The 16,558-nt window shown below is 70.9% G+C and carries 14 protein-coding genes and 1 tRNA gene; 11 read left to right on the top strand and 4 right to left on the bottom strand.

Features of this window, described 5'->3' with window-relative positions:
* Nucleotides 1-22: 22 nt before the first annotated feature.
* The 3 genes from JHN45_RS54375 to JHN45_RS13835 all read right to left on the bottom strand — a co-directional run bounded on the left by JHN45_RS54375 (nucleotide 23) and on the right by JHN45_RS13835 (nucleotide 3,049).
* Complete coding sequence (locus JHN45_RS54375) at nucleotides 23-1,150, bottom strand: chaplin (protein ID WP_200709351.1); 1,128 nt, start codon at nucleotides 1,148-1,150, stop codon at nucleotides 23-25.
* A gap of 179 nt (nucleotides 1,151-1,329) precedes the next feature.
* Complete coding sequence (gene chpH, locus JHN45_RS13840) at nucleotides 1,330-1,563, bottom strand: chaplin ChpH (protein ID WP_019066065.1); 234 nt, start codon at nucleotides 1,561-1,563, stop codon at nucleotides 1,330-1,332.
* Nucleotides 1,564-1,723: 160 nt separating this feature from the next.
* Nucleotides 1,724-3,049, bottom strand: coding sequence for a M20/M25/M40 family metallo-hydrolase (locus JHN45_RS13835; protein ID WP_200709350.1), 1,326 nt, complete (start codon nucleotides 3,047-3,049; stop codon nucleotides 1,724-1,726).
* Between the two features lie 200 nt (nucleotides 3,050-3,249).
* On the opposite strand from JHN45_RS13835, the gene JHN45_RS13830 reads away from it, so the two are divergent.
* The 6 genes from JHN45_RS13830 (at nucleotide 3,250) to JHN45_RS13805 (ending at nucleotide 10,520) form a co-directional block, all read left to right on the top strand.
* A tRNA-Leu gene (locus JHN45_RS13830) sits at nucleotides 3,250-3,337 on the top strand.
* Between the two features lie 183 nt (nucleotides 3,338-3,520).
* Complete coding sequence (locus JHN45_RS13825; protein ID WP_234467645.1) at nucleotides 3,521-3,769, top strand: hypothetical protein; 249 nt, start codon at nucleotides 3,521-3,523, stop codon at nucleotides 3,767-3,769.
* A 267-nt stretch (nucleotides 3,770-4,036) separates the two neighbouring features.
* The gene (locus JHN45_RS13820; RefSeq protein ID WP_200709349.1) at nucleotides 4,037-7,900 is read left to right on the top strand and encodes a Pls/PosA family non-ribosomal peptide synthetase; all 3,864 of its coding nucleotides are present in this window, start codon (nucleotides 4,037-4,039) and stop codon (nucleotides 7,898-7,900) included.
* Between the two features lie 80 nt (nucleotides 7,901-7,980).
* Entirely contained in the window at nucleotides 7,981-9,324 is a 1,344-nt protein-coding gene (locus tag JHN45_RS13815) for a M1 family metallopeptidase (protein ID WP_200709348.1), read from the top strand.
* 64 nt (nucleotides 9,325-9,388) lie between these two features.
* The gene (locus JHN45_RS13810) at nucleotides 9,389-10,120 is read left to right on the top strand and encodes a hypothetical protein (RefSeq protein ID WP_200709347.1); all 732 of its coding nucleotides are present in this window, start codon (nucleotides 9,389-9,391) and stop codon (nucleotides 10,118-10,120) included.
* A 19-nt stretch (nucleotides 10,121-10,139) separates the two neighbouring features.
* Nucleotides 10,140-10,520: a YchJ family protein gene (locus JHN45_RS13805; RefSeq protein WP_374195614.1), complete on the top strand. Its 381-nt coding sequence runs from the start codon at nucleotides 10,140-10,142 to the stop codon at nucleotides 10,518-10,520.
* Nucleotides 10,521-10,524: 4 nt separating this feature from the next.
* Here JHN45_RS13805 and JHN45_RS13800 read toward each other — a convergent pair whose 3' ends face one another.
* A complete protein-coding gene (locus JHN45_RS13800; protein WP_093624811.1) occupies nucleotides 10,525-11,226 on the bottom strand; it encodes a FadR/GntR family transcriptional regulator in 702 nt (233 codons plus the stop codon).
* Between the two features lie 130 nt (nucleotides 11,227-11,356).
* Here JHN45_RS13800 and JHN45_RS13795 point away from each other — a divergent pair, with 130 nt between their 5' ends.
* From JHN45_RS13795 to JHN45_RS13775, 5 genes are all read left to right on the top strand, one after another.
* A complete protein-coding gene (locus JHN45_RS13795; RefSeq protein ID WP_200717101.1) occupies nucleotides 11,357-11,875 on the top strand; it encodes a gluconokinase in 519 nt (172 codons plus the stop codon).
* Nucleotides 11,876-11,921: 46 nt separating this feature from the next.
* On the top strand, nucleotides 11,922-13,319 hold the full coding sequence (locus JHN45_RS13790; protein ID WP_200717100.1) for a gluconate:H+ symporter: 1,398 nt from the start codon (nucleotides 11,922-11,924) through the stop codon (nucleotides 13,317-13,319).
* A gap of 10 nt (nucleotides 13,320-13,329) precedes the next feature.
* Nucleotides 13,330-14,088, top strand: coding sequence for an SDR family oxidoreductase (locus tag JHN45_RS13785; RefSeq protein WP_200717099.1), 759 nt, complete (start codon nucleotides 13,330-13,332; stop codon nucleotides 14,086-14,088).
* Nucleotides 14,089-14,105: 17 nt separating this feature from the next.
* A complete protein-coding gene (locus JHN45_RS13780) occupies nucleotides 14,106-15,131 on the top strand; it encodes an L-idonate 5-dehydrogenase (RefSeq protein WP_201049172.1) in 1,026 nt (341 codons plus the stop codon).
* Nucleotides 15,132-15,925: 794 nt separating this feature from the next.
* Nucleotides 15,926-16,558 (top strand): hypothetical protein (locus JHN45_RS13775; protein WP_374195613.1); only part of this gene is annotated, 633 nt, incomplete at its 3' end.

The following is a 16,558-nucleotide window of genomic DNA, read 5'->3' as shown; positions in this document are numbered from 1 at the left end:
CCCGGGCGCTTGATCCCAGGCGCTACGCCATGGCCTTCGCCTTGCGGTAGAGCACCGCACCCGCGAGCAGCGCGCCCGCTCCAACCGGCAGCGCGAGGCCCAGCGGCAGATCGGCACCGGTGTGCGCGAGCTGCGGGCCGCCCTGGGCCTGGACGGCGGACTGCGCACCGGGCTGGGTGACGTGCGCTGCGCCGGCCGGCGTGTGACCGCCCATGACCGGCGAGATACCGCCCGGTGAGGCGGGGTGGGCGGGTGTGCCCGGGTGAGTGGGAGTTCCGGGGTGACCGGGGGTCCCCGGGTGGCTCGGAGTGCCCGGGTGGCCCGGCGTTCCCGGCGGGGTCGTCCCGTGACCGCCGCCCGGAGGCGTGCCGTGGTGACCACCGCCGTGGTGGCCACCGCCACCGTCGTGACCACCGCCATGGTGACCGCCACCCCCGTGATGGCCACCGCCGCCGTGCTCGCCCCCACCGCCGTGGTGACCACCACCACCGTCGTGGCCTCCCCCGTGGTTGCCACCACCATGGTGGCCACCACCACCGTCCTGGCCGCCGCCGTGGTGACCCCCACCATGGTGACCGCCGCCGTGGTGGCCGCCGTCGTTCCAACCGCCGCCGTTGGCACAGTCGTTGCCGGTGACGGCGTTGCCGATGCCGATGACGTCGACGCTGTTGCCACACACGTTCACCGGCACGTCGATCGGTACCTGGACGTGGTTGCCCGAGCCGACACCGGGCGAGCCGGAGGTGTGTCCACCGGCGTGCGAGCCCCCTGAGCCGCCGTGCGCGCCGTGGCCGCCGGAGCCCCCGTGCCCGCCCGAGCCGCCGTAGCCGCCCGAGTCGCCGTAACCCCCCGAGTCGCCGTAGCCGCCGGACGAGCCGTGGCCGCCACCGTGACCGCCGCTGCCCCCGCCCTGGTTGGCGCACTTGTTGCCGACCGCCGGGTTGAGGATCCCGACCACGTTCACGGTGTTGCCGCAGACGTTGACCGGCACATGCACCGGTGCCTGCACGGTGTTGCCGGACAGTACGCCGGGCGAGCCCGAGGCGGAGCCGTTCGCGCCGGAGTCGGCGTGGGCGACACCGCCCGCGGCGGCGATCACTCCGGTCGCCGCCGCCATGGTCATCAAACTCTTGCGGGTGACCTGTCGCATTGCTGAATTCCCCCCTGCCTTCATTTCCTGCTGTCATTCCTGACTGACTGACTCACTGAATTCCTTGCGCGACTTCCCGCCCGATTCCCGGCGAAAAAGCGCGCAAAGACCCGTCGGCCCCGGAGCGCATGGCGCGCGCTCCGGGGCCGAGGACGTGGTCACCCCTCAGTGGGGCGACGTCACTTGTTGATGCAGGTGTTGCCGAAGGCGGGGTTCAGCAGACCGATCACCGAGATCGTGTTGCCGCACACGTTCACCGGGACGTGCACGGGAACCTGGATGACGTTGCCGGAAACGACACCCGGGGAGTGCACAGCGGCACCCTGGGCACCGGAGTCGGCGACGGCCAGGCCCGCTCCCGCGAGAACCAGGCCACCGGTGGCAGCCGCAGCGGCGACGACCTTCTTGATCATTATTCCTCCTTGTTGGCAAAAGCGATCTCGTGTTGCCGATCGCATCACCTGTAACGAGGAGGGAGTAATGGAGCTACGAGCTTATGAGCACATTCACTCGTCCCAGTCGCCCCCCGTACGCGCGGTCGAATTCACGCGTCAACCGGTGTCACCCGGCCTCTTACGAAGCGTCGATGAAGCGGTCCAGGACCCGCACCCCGAACTTCAGCCCCTCCACCGGCACCCGCTCGTCCACGCCGTGGAACATGCCCGCGAAGTCCAGCTCCGGCGGCAGCTTGAGCGGGGCGAAACCGAAGCCGCGGATGCCGAGGTCGTCGAAGGACTTGGCGTCCGTACCGCCGGAGAGCATGTACGGGACGGCCTTCGCGGTCGGGTCCTCGGCGAGCAGCGAGGACTGCATGGCCTCGACCAGCGCGCCGTCGAAGGAGGTCTCCAGCGCCTTGTCCGAGTGCACGTCCTCGCGCTTGACCTTGGGGCCGAGGATCCGGTCGAGGTCGGCGAGGAACTCCTCCTCGTGGCCCGGCAGGAAGCGCCCGTCGATGTTCGCGGTGGCCTCGCCAGGGATGACGTTGACCTTGTAACCGGCGTTCAGCTGCGTCGGGTTGGCGGTGTTGCTGAGGGTCGCGCCGATCAGCTTGGCGATGCCGCCGAGCCGCTTGAGGGTCGACTCCATGTCCTCGGGGTCGAGCGGGGTGCCGAGCGCGTCGCCGAGTTCGTCGAGGAAGGCGCGGGTGGTCTTGGTGACCCGCACCGGGAACTTGTGCCGGCCGACCCGGGCGACCGCCTCGGACAGTTCGGTGATCGCGTTGTCGCGGTGGATCATCGAACCGTGCCCCGCCGTACCGGCGACGGTCAGCTTCAGCCAGTGCATGCCCTTCTCGGCCGTCTGGATCAGATAGAGCCGCCGCTCCTCGCTCACCGTGAACGAGAACCCGCCGACCTCGCTGATGCCCTCGGTGACGCCGTCGAACAGCTCGGGGTGGTTGTCGACGAGGTGCCGCGCCCCGTACGTACCGCCCGCCTCCTCGTCCGCGAGGAACGCGACCACGATGTCGCGCGGGGGCCTGCGCCCGCTGCGCAGCCGGTCGCGGACGACCGCCAGGGTCATCGCGTCCATGTCCTTCATGTCGACCGCGCCGCGCCCCCACACACACCCGTCGGCGACCTCGCCGGAGAAGGGGTGGTGGGTCCAGTCCGCCGCGTTCGCCGGTACGACGTCCAGGTGGCCGTGGATGAGGAGCGCGGGCCGGGAGGGGTCCGTGCCCTCGATCCGGGCGACCGTGGAGGCGCGTCCCGGGTGCGACTCGAAGATCTGCGGTTCGAGGCCCACCTCGGCGAGCTGCTCGGCGACGTACTCGGCCGCCTTGCGCTCACCCGGGCCCGAGTGGTCGCCGTAGTTGCTGGTGTCGAACCGGATCAGCTCGCGGCAGAGGTCCACGACCTCGTCCTCGCCGGTGACGCCCTTGGCCGTGTCCGTGTCGCTCACGCTGCTTCCTCCCACTGTCACTGCTGGTGGTCCTGCCCCTCATCCTCCCTCTCCCCGGCCCGCACCCCAAGGGCGGTCCGCGCCCGTCACACGCCGTTCACGCGGGAGGCGGGTGGGAACAGGGGGTGATCGGCCACCCCTGGAAGCCTGGTAATGTTTCCTTCGTCGCCGCGGGGGAAACCACGCGCGACAAACACCTTGTCCGGGTGGCGGAATGGCAGACGCGCTAGCTTGAGGTGCTAGTGCCCTTTACGGGGCGTGGGGGTTCAAGTCCCCCCTCGGACACCAGCAGAAACCCCAGTCGATCTGGGGTTTTTCTGTTTCTACGGCCCTGGCCGCCCCGCGTCGCCCCTGGAGGGCGGCTTCGCGGCTCGCTGCGCGACCGAGCAGGACACCCAGGACTCCGCCGAGTACGGACGTGTCGTCGTGCCCGCCGAAGCAACCGTGTGCGGGACACGGATCGTGGTCTGCGTGAGCAGGTTCGGGTCCCTCGCCCTGGTCTGCGCCGACAACCCCGGAGCCTTCCTCGGCACTGCGGAGGCCCGGGCCGAGGGCGAGCTGGATGCCGCGGATCTCGCGAAGGTCGATCGAGCGCTGGGCGACCTCGGATACACGGTCGTTCCAGAGGAACTGCTGGAGGACGACTACGACGGGCCGAGCCGACTGCCCTGGCACGTCCAGCGGCACAGTTGGTGGCATCGCTTCTTCGGCACGTTCTGACGAGTGGGGTTCCGGCCCCCGCGGACCCCGCGCCGGTTTTGTGGGGGATGTCTCCCCCGACCCGAAGATCACCAGGTCAGAGCGTTGCCGGACGCTCACGGAGCGCCCCCGTTCGGCTCCCCCGAGTGGCCGTCGGCAGGCGGGGCGCCTAGCGTCGTACTAAAATTTCCGGCTTGTTACGGAACGGAGCTGGAGCTGGACAACCCCAGGCATACCTGCGGGCCCGCCAGCACCCCGGAAGTTACCGGGTTCGAGACGCGAGGACCGATGGCAGCCATACACGAGAGCAGTGCTCTCGGGCTTGACGAAGAGATCCGCACACAGTTCGGCGATACGGCACGATTCTCCGCGGCGCCCGCCGCCTCGGCCCGCACGCTTGTCGACATCTTCGACGCGTCCGTGCGGTCGTATCCCGACGAGCTCGCCCTGGACGACGGCACCGTCCGCCTCACCTACCGCGCACTCGCCGTCGAGGTCGAGACCCTGCGCCGCACCCTGGCCGCGGCCGGTGTCGGCCTGGGCGACCGGGTCGGCGTGCGTGTCCCGTCCGGGACCAACGACCTCTACATCGCGATCCTCGCCGTCCTCGCCGCCGGTGCCGCCTACGTCCCCGTCGACGCCGAGGACCCGGACGAGCGGGCCGACCTGGTGTTCGGCGAGGCCGACGTCCGGGCCGTGATCGGCGCCGAGCACGCGCTGACCGTGCTCGGGCACAGTGACGTCCCGGCCGCGCGACCCGGCGTCGAGCAGGACGCGTGGATCATCTTCACCTCCGGCTCCACCGGCAAGCCCAAGGGCGTCGCCGTCACCCACCGCAGCGCGGCGGCCTTCGTCGACGCCGAGGCGGCACTGTTCCTCACCGACGACCCCATCGGTCCGGGTGACAGGGTCATGGCGGGCCTGTCCGTGGCCTTCGACGCGTCCTGCGAGGAGATGTGGCTCGCCTGGCGCTACGGCGCCTGCCTGGTGCCCGTCCCCCGCGCCCAGGTCCGCAGCGGCGCCGACCTCGGCCCCTGGCTGGTGGACCAGGACATCAGCGTCGTCTCGACCGTGCCGACCCTGGCCTCCCTCTGGGAGCCGGAGGCGCTCACCGACGTACGCCTGCTGATCTTCGGCGGTGAGGCCTGCCCGCCCGAGCTGGTGCAGCGGCTGGTCACCGAGGGCCGCGAGGTCTGGAACACCTACGGCCCGACCGAGGCGACCGTCGTCGCCTGCGCCTCCCTGATGACCGGCGACGAGCCGATCCGCATCGGACTCCCCCTGAACGGCTGGGAGTTGGCCGTCGTCGACGAGGCCGGGGTGCCCGTACCGATGGGCGGCAGCGGCCAGTTGGTGATCGGCGGGGTCGGACTCGCCCGCTACCTCGACCCCGAGAAGGACGCCGAGAAGTACGCGCCGCTCGAATCCCTCGGCTGGGAACGGGCGTACCGCAGCGGCGACTTGGTCAAGGCCGAGCCCGAGGGCCTGATTTTCCTCGGCCGTGCCGACGAGCAGATCAAACTCGGCGGACGCCGGATCGAGTTGGGCGAGGTCGACGCGGCCCTCCAGGCACTGCCCGGAGTCGCGGGCGCCGCGGCCGCCGTACGAACTGCCCGCAGCGGCAACCAACTCCTCGTCGGCTATGTCGTCACCCAGGAGGGCTGGGACCAGCCCTCCGCCGTCGAGAAGCTGCGGGCCGAACTGCCCGCCGCCCTCGTCCCGTTGATCGCCCCGGTCGAGGATCTCCCGACCCGCACCTCCGGCAAGGTCGACCGCAACGCGCTGCCCTGGCCGCTCGAAGGCCTGGAGACCGGCGGCGCCAAGGAGCAGCTCTACGGCACGGAGGCCTGGCTCGCCGAGCAGTGGGCCGAGGTGCTGGGCATCCCCGTGAGCACCGCCTCCGACGACTTCTTCGCGATCGGCGGCGGCAGCCTGGCCGCCGCGCAGCTCACCACCCGGCTGCGCACCCGCTACCCGAGCGCGGCCGTCCTCGACATCTACCAGCAGACCACGCTGCGCAAGTTGGCCCGGCACCTTGAGGACTCGGCGCAGGGCGACGGCACGGCCCGCGTGATCGCGCCGGTCCCGACCCGCGCCAAGGTGGTCCAACTCCTCGCGCTGGTCCCCCTGTTCACCCTCGCCGGCCTGCGCTGGACGGTGGCCCTGGCCGCGCTCGGCAACGTACTCAACGGCTACGCCTGGCTGCCCACCGCCTCCTGGTGGCTGGTCGCCGCCGGCGCACTGCTGCTCTTCAGCCCGCCCGGCCGCCTCGCGATCGCGGCCGGCGGTGCACGCCTGCTGCTGCGCGGCGTGAAGCCGGGCCGCTACGACCGTGGTGGCAGCGTCCACCTCCGGCTCTGGGCGGCGGAGCGACTGGCCGAGTTCAGCGGCGCGACCTCGCTGACGGGTTCGTGGCTGGAGCGGTACGCACGTGCCCTCGGTGCCAAGGTCGGGCCCGACGTCGATCTCCACTCCCTCCCCCCGGTCACCGGCATGCTCAAGCTCGGCCGCGGTGCCGCCGTCGAGTCCGAGGTGGACCTGTCCGGCTACTGGCTGGACGGCGACCGTCTGGAGATCGGCCCGGTCAAGGTCGGCGCGCACGCCGTCGTCGGCACCCGCAGCATGCTGTTCCCCGGCGCCCGGGTGGGCAAGCGGGCCGAGGTGGCGCCGGGTTCGGCCGTCACCGGCACGGTCCCGACCGGCCAGCGCTGGGCGGGCGCACCCGCCGTCAAGCTCGGCAAGGCCAAGCGCAACTGGCCCAAGGAGCGCCCGCAGCGGGGCACGTACTGGCGCGTGATGTACGGCATCACGGGCTTCGCGCTCACCATGCTCCCGGTGGTCGCCGGAGCGGTCGCGCTCCTGATGACCAGCCTGTTCGTGGCCCCGGGCGACGGTCTCGGTGAGGCCCTGCGGGGCGCGTCCCTGGCCCTGGTCCCGGCGACGCTCGCCTTCGGGCTGACGTACGCGCTGCTGATCCTGGTCGGTGTACGGCTGCTCAGCCTCGGGCTGCGCGAGGGCACGCACCCCACGCACAGCCGTATCGGCTGGCAGGCGTGGACGGTCACGCAGCTGATGGACCTCTCCCGCGAGACCCTGTTCCCGCTCTACGCCGGGCTCGTCACGCCGGTGTGGCTGCGGCTGCTCGGGATGCGGATCGGGCGGGGCGCCGAGGTGTCGACCGTGCTCGCGCTGCCGAGCCTGACGACCGTCGGTGAGGGCGCCTTCCTGGCCGACGACACGTTGACCGCGCCGTACGAGCTCGGTGGCGGCTGGGTGCACATCGGGCGGGCCGAGATCGGACGGCGGGCGTTCCTCGGGAACTCCGGGATGACCGCGCCCGGGCGGAGCGTGCCGGACGGCGGGCTCGTCGGGGTGCTGTCGGCGACGCCGAAGAAGGCGAAGAAGGGCACGTCGTACCTGGGCCTGCCGCCGGTGAAGCTGCCGCGCAGCACGAGCGGCGGCGACCAGAGCCGCACGTACGACCCGCCGGCCCGACTGCTGTGGGCGCGTGGCCTCGTGGAGCTGTGCCGGATCGTGCCGGTGTTCTGCTCGGCGGCACTGGCCGTGCTGACGGTGGCCGCGCTGTGCGCGCTGGGTGTGTGGGCTGCGCTGCTGTCGGGCCTGGTCCTGCTGGCCGTGGGCGCTCTCGCCGGGCTGATCTCGATCGTGGCCAAGTGGGCCCTCGTGGGACGGCACCACGGTGCCGAGCACCCGCTGTGGAGCGGTTATGTGTGGCGCAACGAGCTGGCGGACACCTTCGTCGAGGTCGTCGCGGTGCCGTGGCTGGCCGGTTCCGTGCCGGGCACTCCCGTGCTGACGGCCTGGCTGCGCGGGCTCGGCGCGCACATCGGCAAGGGCGTCTGGGTGGAGAGCTACTGGTTGCCCGAGACCGACCTGGTGACCTTGGGGGACGCCTCCACGGTGAACCGTGGCTGTGTGCTGCAGACCCACCTCTTCCACGACCGGATCTTGCGGACGGATACTGTGGTCCTCCGTGAGGGCGCGACGCTGGGTCCTGGCGGAATCGTCCTGCCCGGCAGTGAGGTCGGGGCGCGCACCACTCTGGGTCCCGCATCGCTCGTGATGGCGGCGGAGTCCGTCCCGGACGACACCCGCTGGCTGGGCAATCCGATCGAGTCATGGCGATCCTGAACACGGGTCGCGGGGCGTCGGCTTCGGAGGGCGGTGCACGGGTACGAGATACGAGCACAGCGCAGGGAGCAGACGCAGCAGTGACCGTTCAGCAGGCGGCAGGTCCGGACCCGTACTTCCCGGCAAACGGCGATGCCCGCTACCGGGTGCACCGCTATGAACTGGCGCTGGACTACCGCCCCGGCCCGAACCGTCTCTCCGGCACGGCCCGTATCAACGCCATAGCGGGCCGTGCGCCGCTGCCCGAATTCCAGCTGAACCTGGGCGACTTCAAGATCGGCCGGGTCCGGGTGGACGGCCGCCAGCCGCACTACACGCACCGCGGCGGCCGACTGCGCATCCGCCCCGCGAAGCCGCTGCGGGCCGGGGCCGCGTTCACCGTCGAGGTGCACTGGTCGGGCAACCCCAAGCCGGTCGCCAGCCCCTGGGGCGGCCTCGGCTGGGAGGAGTTGACCGACGGGGCGCTGGTGGCGAGCCAGCCGATCGGGGCACCGTCCTGGTACCCGTGCAACGACCGCCCCGCCGACAAGGCGTCGTACCAGATCTCGATCACGACGCCGTCGGCGTACGCGGTGGTGGCGGGCGGCAGACTCCTGACCCGCACGACGAAGGCCTCGACCACGACGTGGGTGTACGAACAGTCGGCGCCGACGTCGAGTTACCTCGTCGGCCTGTCGATCGGCAAGTACCAGACGGTGCTGCTGGGCGACCCCGGTCTGGGCGGGGTCCCGCAGCACGGACACATCCCGTCGGACCTGCTCCCCGAATTCTCAAGGGACTTCGCACGCCAGCCCGCGATGATGGAGCTGTTCCAGGAGCTGTTCGGCCCGTACCCCTTCGACGAGTACGCGGTCGTGGTGACGGAGGAGGAACTCGATGTCCCCGTCGAGGCACAGGGGTTGTCGCTGTTCGGCGCCAACCACGTTGACGGGGCGCGGAGTTCGGAGCGACTGGTCGCGCACGAGCTGGCCCACCAGTGGTTCGGCAACAGCGTCTCCATCGCCGACTGGCGGCACATCTGGCTGAACGAGGGCCTCGCCAAGTACGCGGAATGGCTGTGGTCCGAACGCTCCGGCGGCCGTACGGCCCACCAACACGCCGCCGCCGCACACCGGTTGCTCTCGACTCTCCCCCAAGACCTGCGCCTCGCCGACCCCGGCCGCAAGTCCATGTTCGACGACCGCCTCTACGAACGCGGCGGAGTCACCGTCCACGCGGTGCGCTGCGCGCTGGGCGACATCGCGTTCTTCCGCATGCTGCGCAGCTGGGCGAGCGTGCACCGGAATGGCACGGTGACGACGGCGACGTTCACGTCGCATGCGTCCCGCTTCACTTCCGAGCCGCTGGACCAGCTCTTCGAGGCGTGGGTGCACGGGACTCGGCTGCCGCCGATGCCTTCGGCGGAGACGGGGATCGCGGTCTGAGTTGTCGGCTCCGTTGCCAGTGGGGAACTGACGGAGTATCAAGTGGCTTCATGGGGGTGAGGTCATGGCAACCGCATGGGGCCGAGGGCACGCGGAGACGGGTGAGTGGCTGGAGGTCTACGGGGAGACCGAGCCGCGGTCCGTTCCGCTGGAGCGGATCCTCGCCACGGACACGGATGAGGCGCACCCCTTCACGGCCTATCTGTACGTCTGGACGCTCGGGTACTCGAGGGAGGCCCGGCGCACGGAGGTCACCCTGTTGTTCCCGGCTGAGGGCGACTGGCGGGTGAAGGATCTCCAGGCCGTCGTGTACCACCTGCCGCCCGTGCAGGAGGAGCGGGCGTGGCGGGACACGCTGGCCAGGGACCTGCAGGTGGCCGGACCCATACTGGAGGCCATTACAGCTGGCCTGACCGGCTCTCCCACCTTTCCCGACCTCAACGCGGTAGCGTCCATAGCCGCCCATCTGAACGCGCGCAGCGCTCCCCAGATACAGAACGACGAGTGGTACGTCAGGAGAGTCCACGACACCGTCGACGAGACCCTGTACCAGGGAGTCGAATGGATCCTCCCGCCGAGCTTCGTGAACCAGATCGGCACCCGCGTCACCGGTGCCCTTCTCGTGCAGTTCATCGGGGCCGCGCACGGTGCTCCTGAGGACACCCCTGCACCACCCCTCCTGGCCCGCGCGACGCTCACACATGGGAAGGAGAGCACCGCGCTGCCCGGCGGCCCGGCGACGGACCCCTACGTCCGGTTGCCACTCCACGTCACCCCCGAGGAACCACTCCCGTAGCCCCGGCACAATGGTCCCCATGCCCCGACCCACCACCTGCCCCTGCGGCCTCCCCACCCCCTACGACACCTGCTGCGGCCGCTACCACTCAGGCACCGCCGCCCCCACCGCCGAGGCGTTGATGCGCTCCCGCTACAGCGCCTTCGTGCGGCTCGACGCGCCGTATCTGCTGCGCAGTTGGCATCCGCGGACCCGGCCCGCCGAACCTCTCGAACTCGACCCGGGGATGCGATGGACCGGGCTCGAGATCCTCGACACGAGCGGCGGGTCGGCGTTCCACTCCGCGGGGACCGTGACGTTCCGGGCCTCGTACCGGGGTGGGGCGATCCATGAGCGGAGCCGGTTCGAGCGGGTCGACGGGGCGTGGGTGTACCTCGACGGGGAGTTCATCGAGGACTGACGCTCTACGGGGCCAGGATGTCCAGTTCCTGGAGGGCGCCGATCGTGATCTCGCGGGTCAACGTCTCCGCGCGGACCGCGTCGCCCTCGCGGACCGCCTCCGCGACCTGGACGTGGAGCGTGACGGCGGCCGGGTCGGGGTCCTCGAACATGACCTCGTGGTGGGTGCGGCCGGCGAGGACCTCGGTGACGACGTCGCCGAGGCGGGCGAACATCTCGTTGCCGGAGGCGGCGAGGATCACCCGGTGGAAGGCCACGTCGTGGACGAGGTAGGCCTCCAGTTTGTGGCCGCGTGAGTTGGCGACCATGCCGATCGCGCACTCGGTGAGTTCCGCGCACTGCTCCGCCGTCGCGAACTTGGCCGCCAGGCCCGCCGCGATCGGTTCGACGGCGGAACGCAGCACCGTGAGCGAGCGCAGTTGCTGCGGGCGGTCCGCGCCGGCCAGGCGCCAGCGGATGACCTGCGGGTCGTAGACATTCCACTCGGCCTTGGGGCGGACGGTGACGCCGACCCGGCGGCGGGACTCGACCAGGTGCATGGATTCGAGGACGCGGACCGCCTCGCGCATCACGGACCGTGACACCTCGAAGTCCTTGGCCAGCTCGTCCGTGCGCAGGACGCTGCCCGGCGGGTACTCGCCCGCGGTGATGGCGGGGCCGAGGGAGTCGAGTACACGGCCGTGCAACCCGCGGCCCGGAGTGGTCATGCACTCAGCGTACGGGGCGCGTCACCCAACCAAAAAGTCAGACTTATATGTCACAGACTCTTGAATTCGTCGTACCTAATCGGTTTCAGTGGGATCGACATCAGATGTCGACGGAGACAGTGAGGCAGCGATGCGTACCCCCCATGTCGTCGTGGTGATGGGCGTAGCGGGCACCGGGAAGACCACCATCGGTCCCCTGCTCGCGGCCCGGCTCGGCGTGCCGTACGCCGAGGGCGACGACTTCCACCCGCAGGCCAACATCGCCAAGATGTCGGCCGGGCACCCGCTGACCGACGAGGACCGGTGGCCCTGGCTGGACGCCATCGGCTCCTGGGCGCACGGGCGCGCGGGGCTCGGCGGGGTCGTCAGCAGCTCGGCGCTGAAGCGGTCGTACCGCGACCGGCTGCGGGCCGCAGCCCCCGGGGTCGTCTTCGTGCATCTCACCGGCGACCGCGCGCTCATCGAGGACCGGATGGCGCACCGGCACGGGCACTTCATGCCGACCGCGCTGCTCGACTCGCAGTTCGCCACGCTCCAGCCACTGGAGGCCGACGAGGCGGGCGTCGCCGTGGACGTCAGCGGCAGCCCGGAGCAGATCGCCGAGCGGGCGACGGCCGCGCTGGAGCAGGTCCCCGAGCCCACCTTCTAGCACCCACCGCCTGTCACCCCTCCCCCGTATCCGCAAGGAATCCACCGTGACCAGACTCAGCGTCGAGTTGCTGGCAGCAGACCCCGTCGAGCCCATCACCTCGGCCGGCCACGCACAGCTGGGCATCGCCGTACTGGCGGGCATCGCCGTCATCGTCCTGCTCATCACCAAGTTCAAGATGCACGCCTTCCTGGCGCTGACCATCGGCTCGCTCGCGCTCGGCGCGTTCGCCGGGGCGCCGCTGGACAAGGCGATCACCAGCTTCACCACCGGACTCGGCTCGACGGTCGCCGGTGTGGGTGTGCTGATCGCCCTCGGTGCGATCCTCGGCAAGCTGCTCGCCGACTCGGGCGGCGCGGACCAGATCGTCGACACGATCCTCGCGAAGGCGAGCCCCCGGTCGATGCCGTGGGCGATGGTCCTGATCGCCTCGGTGATCGGGCTGCCGCTGTTCTTCGAGGTCGGCATCGTGCTGCTGATCCCGGTCGTGCTGATGGTCGCCAAGCGCGGCAACTACTCCCTGATGCGGATCGGCATCCCGGCCCTGGCCGGTCTGTCGGTCATGCACGGGCTCATTCCGCCGCACCCCGGGCCGCTCGTCGCCGTCGACGCCGTCAAGGCCAACCTCGGTCTGACCCTCGCGCTCGGCGTGCTGGTCGCGATCCCGACCGTGATCATCGCGGGGCCGCTGTTCTCGAAGGTCGCCGCCCGCTGGGTGGACGTCCAGGCGCCCGACCGCATGCTCCCGCAGCGCCCCTCCGAGGACCTGGAGAACCGTCCCGGCTTCGGCGCGACCCTCTCCACCATCCTGCTGCCGGTCGTGCTGATGCTCTCCAAGGCGCTGGTCGACATCATCGTGGACGACCCCACGCACACCGTGCAGCGCGTCTTCGACGTCATCGGCTCCCCGCTCATCGCGCTGCTCGCGGCCGTGATCGTCGGCATGTTCACGCTCGGCCGCCCGGCAGGCTTCACCAAGGAACGGCTGTCCTCGACCGTCGAGAAGGGGCTGATGCCGATCGCGGGCATCCTCCTCATCGTCGGCGCGGGCGGCGGCTTCAAACAGACGCTGATCGACTCCGGTGTCGGCCAGATGATCCTGGACATCTCCAAGGACTGGTCGATCCCGGCGCTGCTGCTGGCCTGGCTGATCGCGGTGGCGATCCGGCTGGCGACCGGTTCGGCGACGGTGGCCACCATCTCGGCGGCCGGTCTGGTCGCCCCACTGGCCGCCGACATGTCCTCGACCCACACCGCTCTCCTCGTCCTGGCGATCGGCGCGGGCTCGCTCTTCTTCAGCCATGTCAACGACGCCGGATTCTGGCTGGTGAAGGAGTACTTCGGCCTGAGCGTCGGCCAGACCCTCAAGACCTGGTCCGTCATGGAGACGATCATCTCCGTGGTCGCCGGCGGACTGGTCCTCCTCCTCTCGCTCGTGATCTAGGAGTACGGGAATGAGTCATCCTCTCTTCGACATCAGTGGCCGCAGGGCCCTGGTAACCGGCTCCAGCCGGGGCATCGGACTCGCCCTCGCGCAGGGCCTGTCGGAGGCCGGCTGCACGGTCGTCCTGAACGGACGGGACGCCGAACGCCTCACCAAGGCCGCCGCCGAACTCCCCGGCGATGTCCACACCGCCGCCTTCGACGTGACCGACGGTCCGTCAGTGGCCGCCGGGATCAAGGACATCGAAGACCGGGTCGGCCCGCTGGACATCCTGGTCAACAACGCGGGCATGCAACTGCGCGCCCCGCTCCTGGAGTTCACCGACTCCGACTGGCACCGGATCATCGACACCAACCTCACCAGCGCGTTCCTGGTCGGCCGTGAGACGGCCCGGCGGATGACGGAACGCGGCCACGGGAAGATCATCAACATCTGCTCGCTCCAGAGCGAGGTGGTCCGCCCCGGCATCGCGCCCTACGCGGCCACCAAGGGCGCGTTGAAGATGCTCACCAAGGGCATGTGCGCCGACTGGGGCCCGTCGGGCGTCCAGGTCAACGGCCTCGGCCCCGGCTACATCGAGACGGAACTGACCCAACCCCTCGTCCAGGACGAGGAGTTCAGCGCCTGGGTGCGCAAGCGGACCCCGGCCGGTCGCTGGGGCACCACGGACGACCTGGTCGGCGGAGTGCTGTTCCTGGCATCGCCCGCCGCGGACTTCGTGAGCGGACAGGTGCTGTATGTCGACGGCGGCATGACGAGCGTGCTGTAGAGAACGGGAGTCCGGACATGCTGGGTTGTGTGATTCACGGTCAGGAAGATCTGCGCGTCGAGGAGTTGACGGTCCCCGAGCCCGGCCCCGGCCAGGCCCTGGTCGCCGTCCGCTACGGCGGCGTCTGCGGCTCCGACCTCCACTACTGGCGCCACGGCGGCGTCGGCGACTTCCGCCTCAAGGAACCGATGCTGCTCGGCCACGAGGTGGTCGGCACGGTCCTGTCCTACGGCCCCGGTGGCTCAGGTCCCGCCCCCGGTACGGCAGTTGCCGTGCACCCGGCCACTCCGTGCGGGGTCTGCCCCGAGTGCGCGGACGGGCGGCGCAACGTCTGCCGCGACACCGCGTATCTGGGCAGCGCGGCCCGCTTCCCGCACGTACAGGGCGGCTTCGCGGCCCAAGTCACCGTCCCCGCCGACCAGTTGAGGGCGGTCCCGGCGGGCCTTGAGCTGCGCCGGGCCGCCCTCGCCGAACCCCTCTCCGTCGCCCTGCACGCCGTACGCCGAGCCGGAGACGTGACCGGACGCCGGGTACTGGTCACGGGCGCGGGTCCGATCGGCTGCCTGGTCGTCGCGGCGGCGAAGGCTGCCGGCGCGGCACACGTGACGGTAACCGACCTGCTTCCGGCGGCACTTCGGTACGCCACGGCGGCCGGCGCCGACACCGTCGTACGGGCCGATGACCCGGACGACTCCGGGTGGCCGTCGGAGGTCGACGTGGCCATCGAGGCGTCCGGGGTGGCGGCGGGGCTGGACACCTGCCTGCGGCTCGTGCGGCGGGGCGGGGTGGTCGTGCAGCTCGGGATGCTGCCGCCGGGGCAGAGTCCCTTCGCGGGGAACCTGGTCGTCAGCCGGGAGATCGAACTGCGGGGCGCGTTCCGCTTCGACACGGAGTTCGACGACGCGCTCCAACTCCTCGCGGTGGAGCCCGCGTTCGACGCGCTCGTCAGCGCGGTGGTGCCCGTCCGGGAGGCCGAGTCCGCGTTCGCACTGGCGGCCGACCGGAGCCGGTCCTGCAAGGTACTGCTGGACTTCGGGAGTTGAGCCGGTGCGGCAAGGTGCAGCTGGACTTCGGGAGTTGAGCCGGTGCCGCAAGGTGCAGCTGGGCTTCGGGGGAGCCGACACTGCGGGGGTTGGTGAACTTCGGGGGCTGATGCGGTCCTGCGCAATGCAGCTGCGCTTGGAGGGCCGGTCCCGCGAGGCGCTGCCGGGCTTCGCGCCCTGAGGCGGTCCCGCAGGGCGCTGCCGGGCTCTGGCAGTTGGGCCCGTCCCGCGAGGTGCTCCCGGGCATCGCGCCCTGAGCCGAGGTCACGCCGCCCGGCTCGCCGTCCGAGCTCGGGCGTCGCCGCCTTGGTGCGCCCTCTGAGCCCAGGCGTCGCCCCCTCCAACTCGGCCCCTGCGCCCAGGTGTCGGCCCCTCGGCCTGCCTCCCGAGCATCGATTCACCCCTGCTCTCGCATCTTGGGCGAATCGCCTTCCCGGGCGGACCGGGCCGTCCCATCATGAGGGAACCCACTGGGGCCCGCGCGCGGCCACCGGCCCGGCGAGGCAAGCCCGGGGGCGACCGCAACGGGGGGCGTCATGGGGGTTTCGCTCGGCGTGCGCATATCGGCGCTGTGTTTCGCGGGGGCGTTGGCCATCGGGACCGCTGCCGCGTGCGGCGGGGGCGACGGGAACACCGCGAGCAAGTCGTCCGAAGGCGGGAACGGCGGCGGCACGAGCGCCGTCGGCGGGACCGCGAACGGAGGGCAGGTCGGGGGCGGGACCGGGAACACGGGCGGTACGGGCGGCTCGGGCAGCACCAGTAGTACGGGTGGCACTGGCAGTACAGGTGGCGGCATGCCCACCTGGAAGCCACCCGACGGGAACGGTGGCAGTGGATCGAGCGGCTCGGGCAGTACCGGTGGGTCCGGTGGCTCGGGCGGGTCCAACGGGACCAGCGGATCGGGCAGTTCGAGCGGATCCGGCGGATCGGGCAATACAGGCGGCGGAGGCGGAGGCAAGATAGAGGGCCCCGCCTGGTTACCGCCCGGGCCGCACTCGCCCAACACCAACTCGAAGATCGACCCCGAGGTCGTCTACGACCTGCTCGGTGAGAACCCCGCGAGCTGCGCGGACACCGCCAAACAGATCCCGGCCGGTCTCGACGGCAACAACGACAACTGGCGGGTGCTCCGCGGACTCGCCGAGGCGTGCAAGGCCGTGCAGGGGCAGGGCGGCGACTGGAATCTCGCGGCCTCTGACTATGCCGCGCTCCAGGGCAAGTTGAAGGGCTGCAAGAGCAGCACCGCCTACAGCGCGCTCGGCGGAATCCTGCGGTTCCACGGGCAACACCCCTCCGCCACCGTGAAGTTGAAGGCTTCCATGGCGGGCGGCGGTGGAGCGGTCTGCCGCTTCCGGGTCGATTCCGTGCGCGCGGACGCCCACGGCACGGCCAAACCGGGCGACACGATCACCGTCACGGTCCGCGGC

It is taken from the genome of Streptomyces sp. MBT53 (assembly GCF_016654115.1).
In the GTDB taxonomy this organism is placed as follows: Bacteria; Actinomycetota; Actinomycetes; order Streptomycetales; family Streptomycetaceae; genus Streptomyces.
Note: the sequence above shows the minus strand (reverse complement) of the source record. Positions and strands in the feature narration are given on the sequence as shown.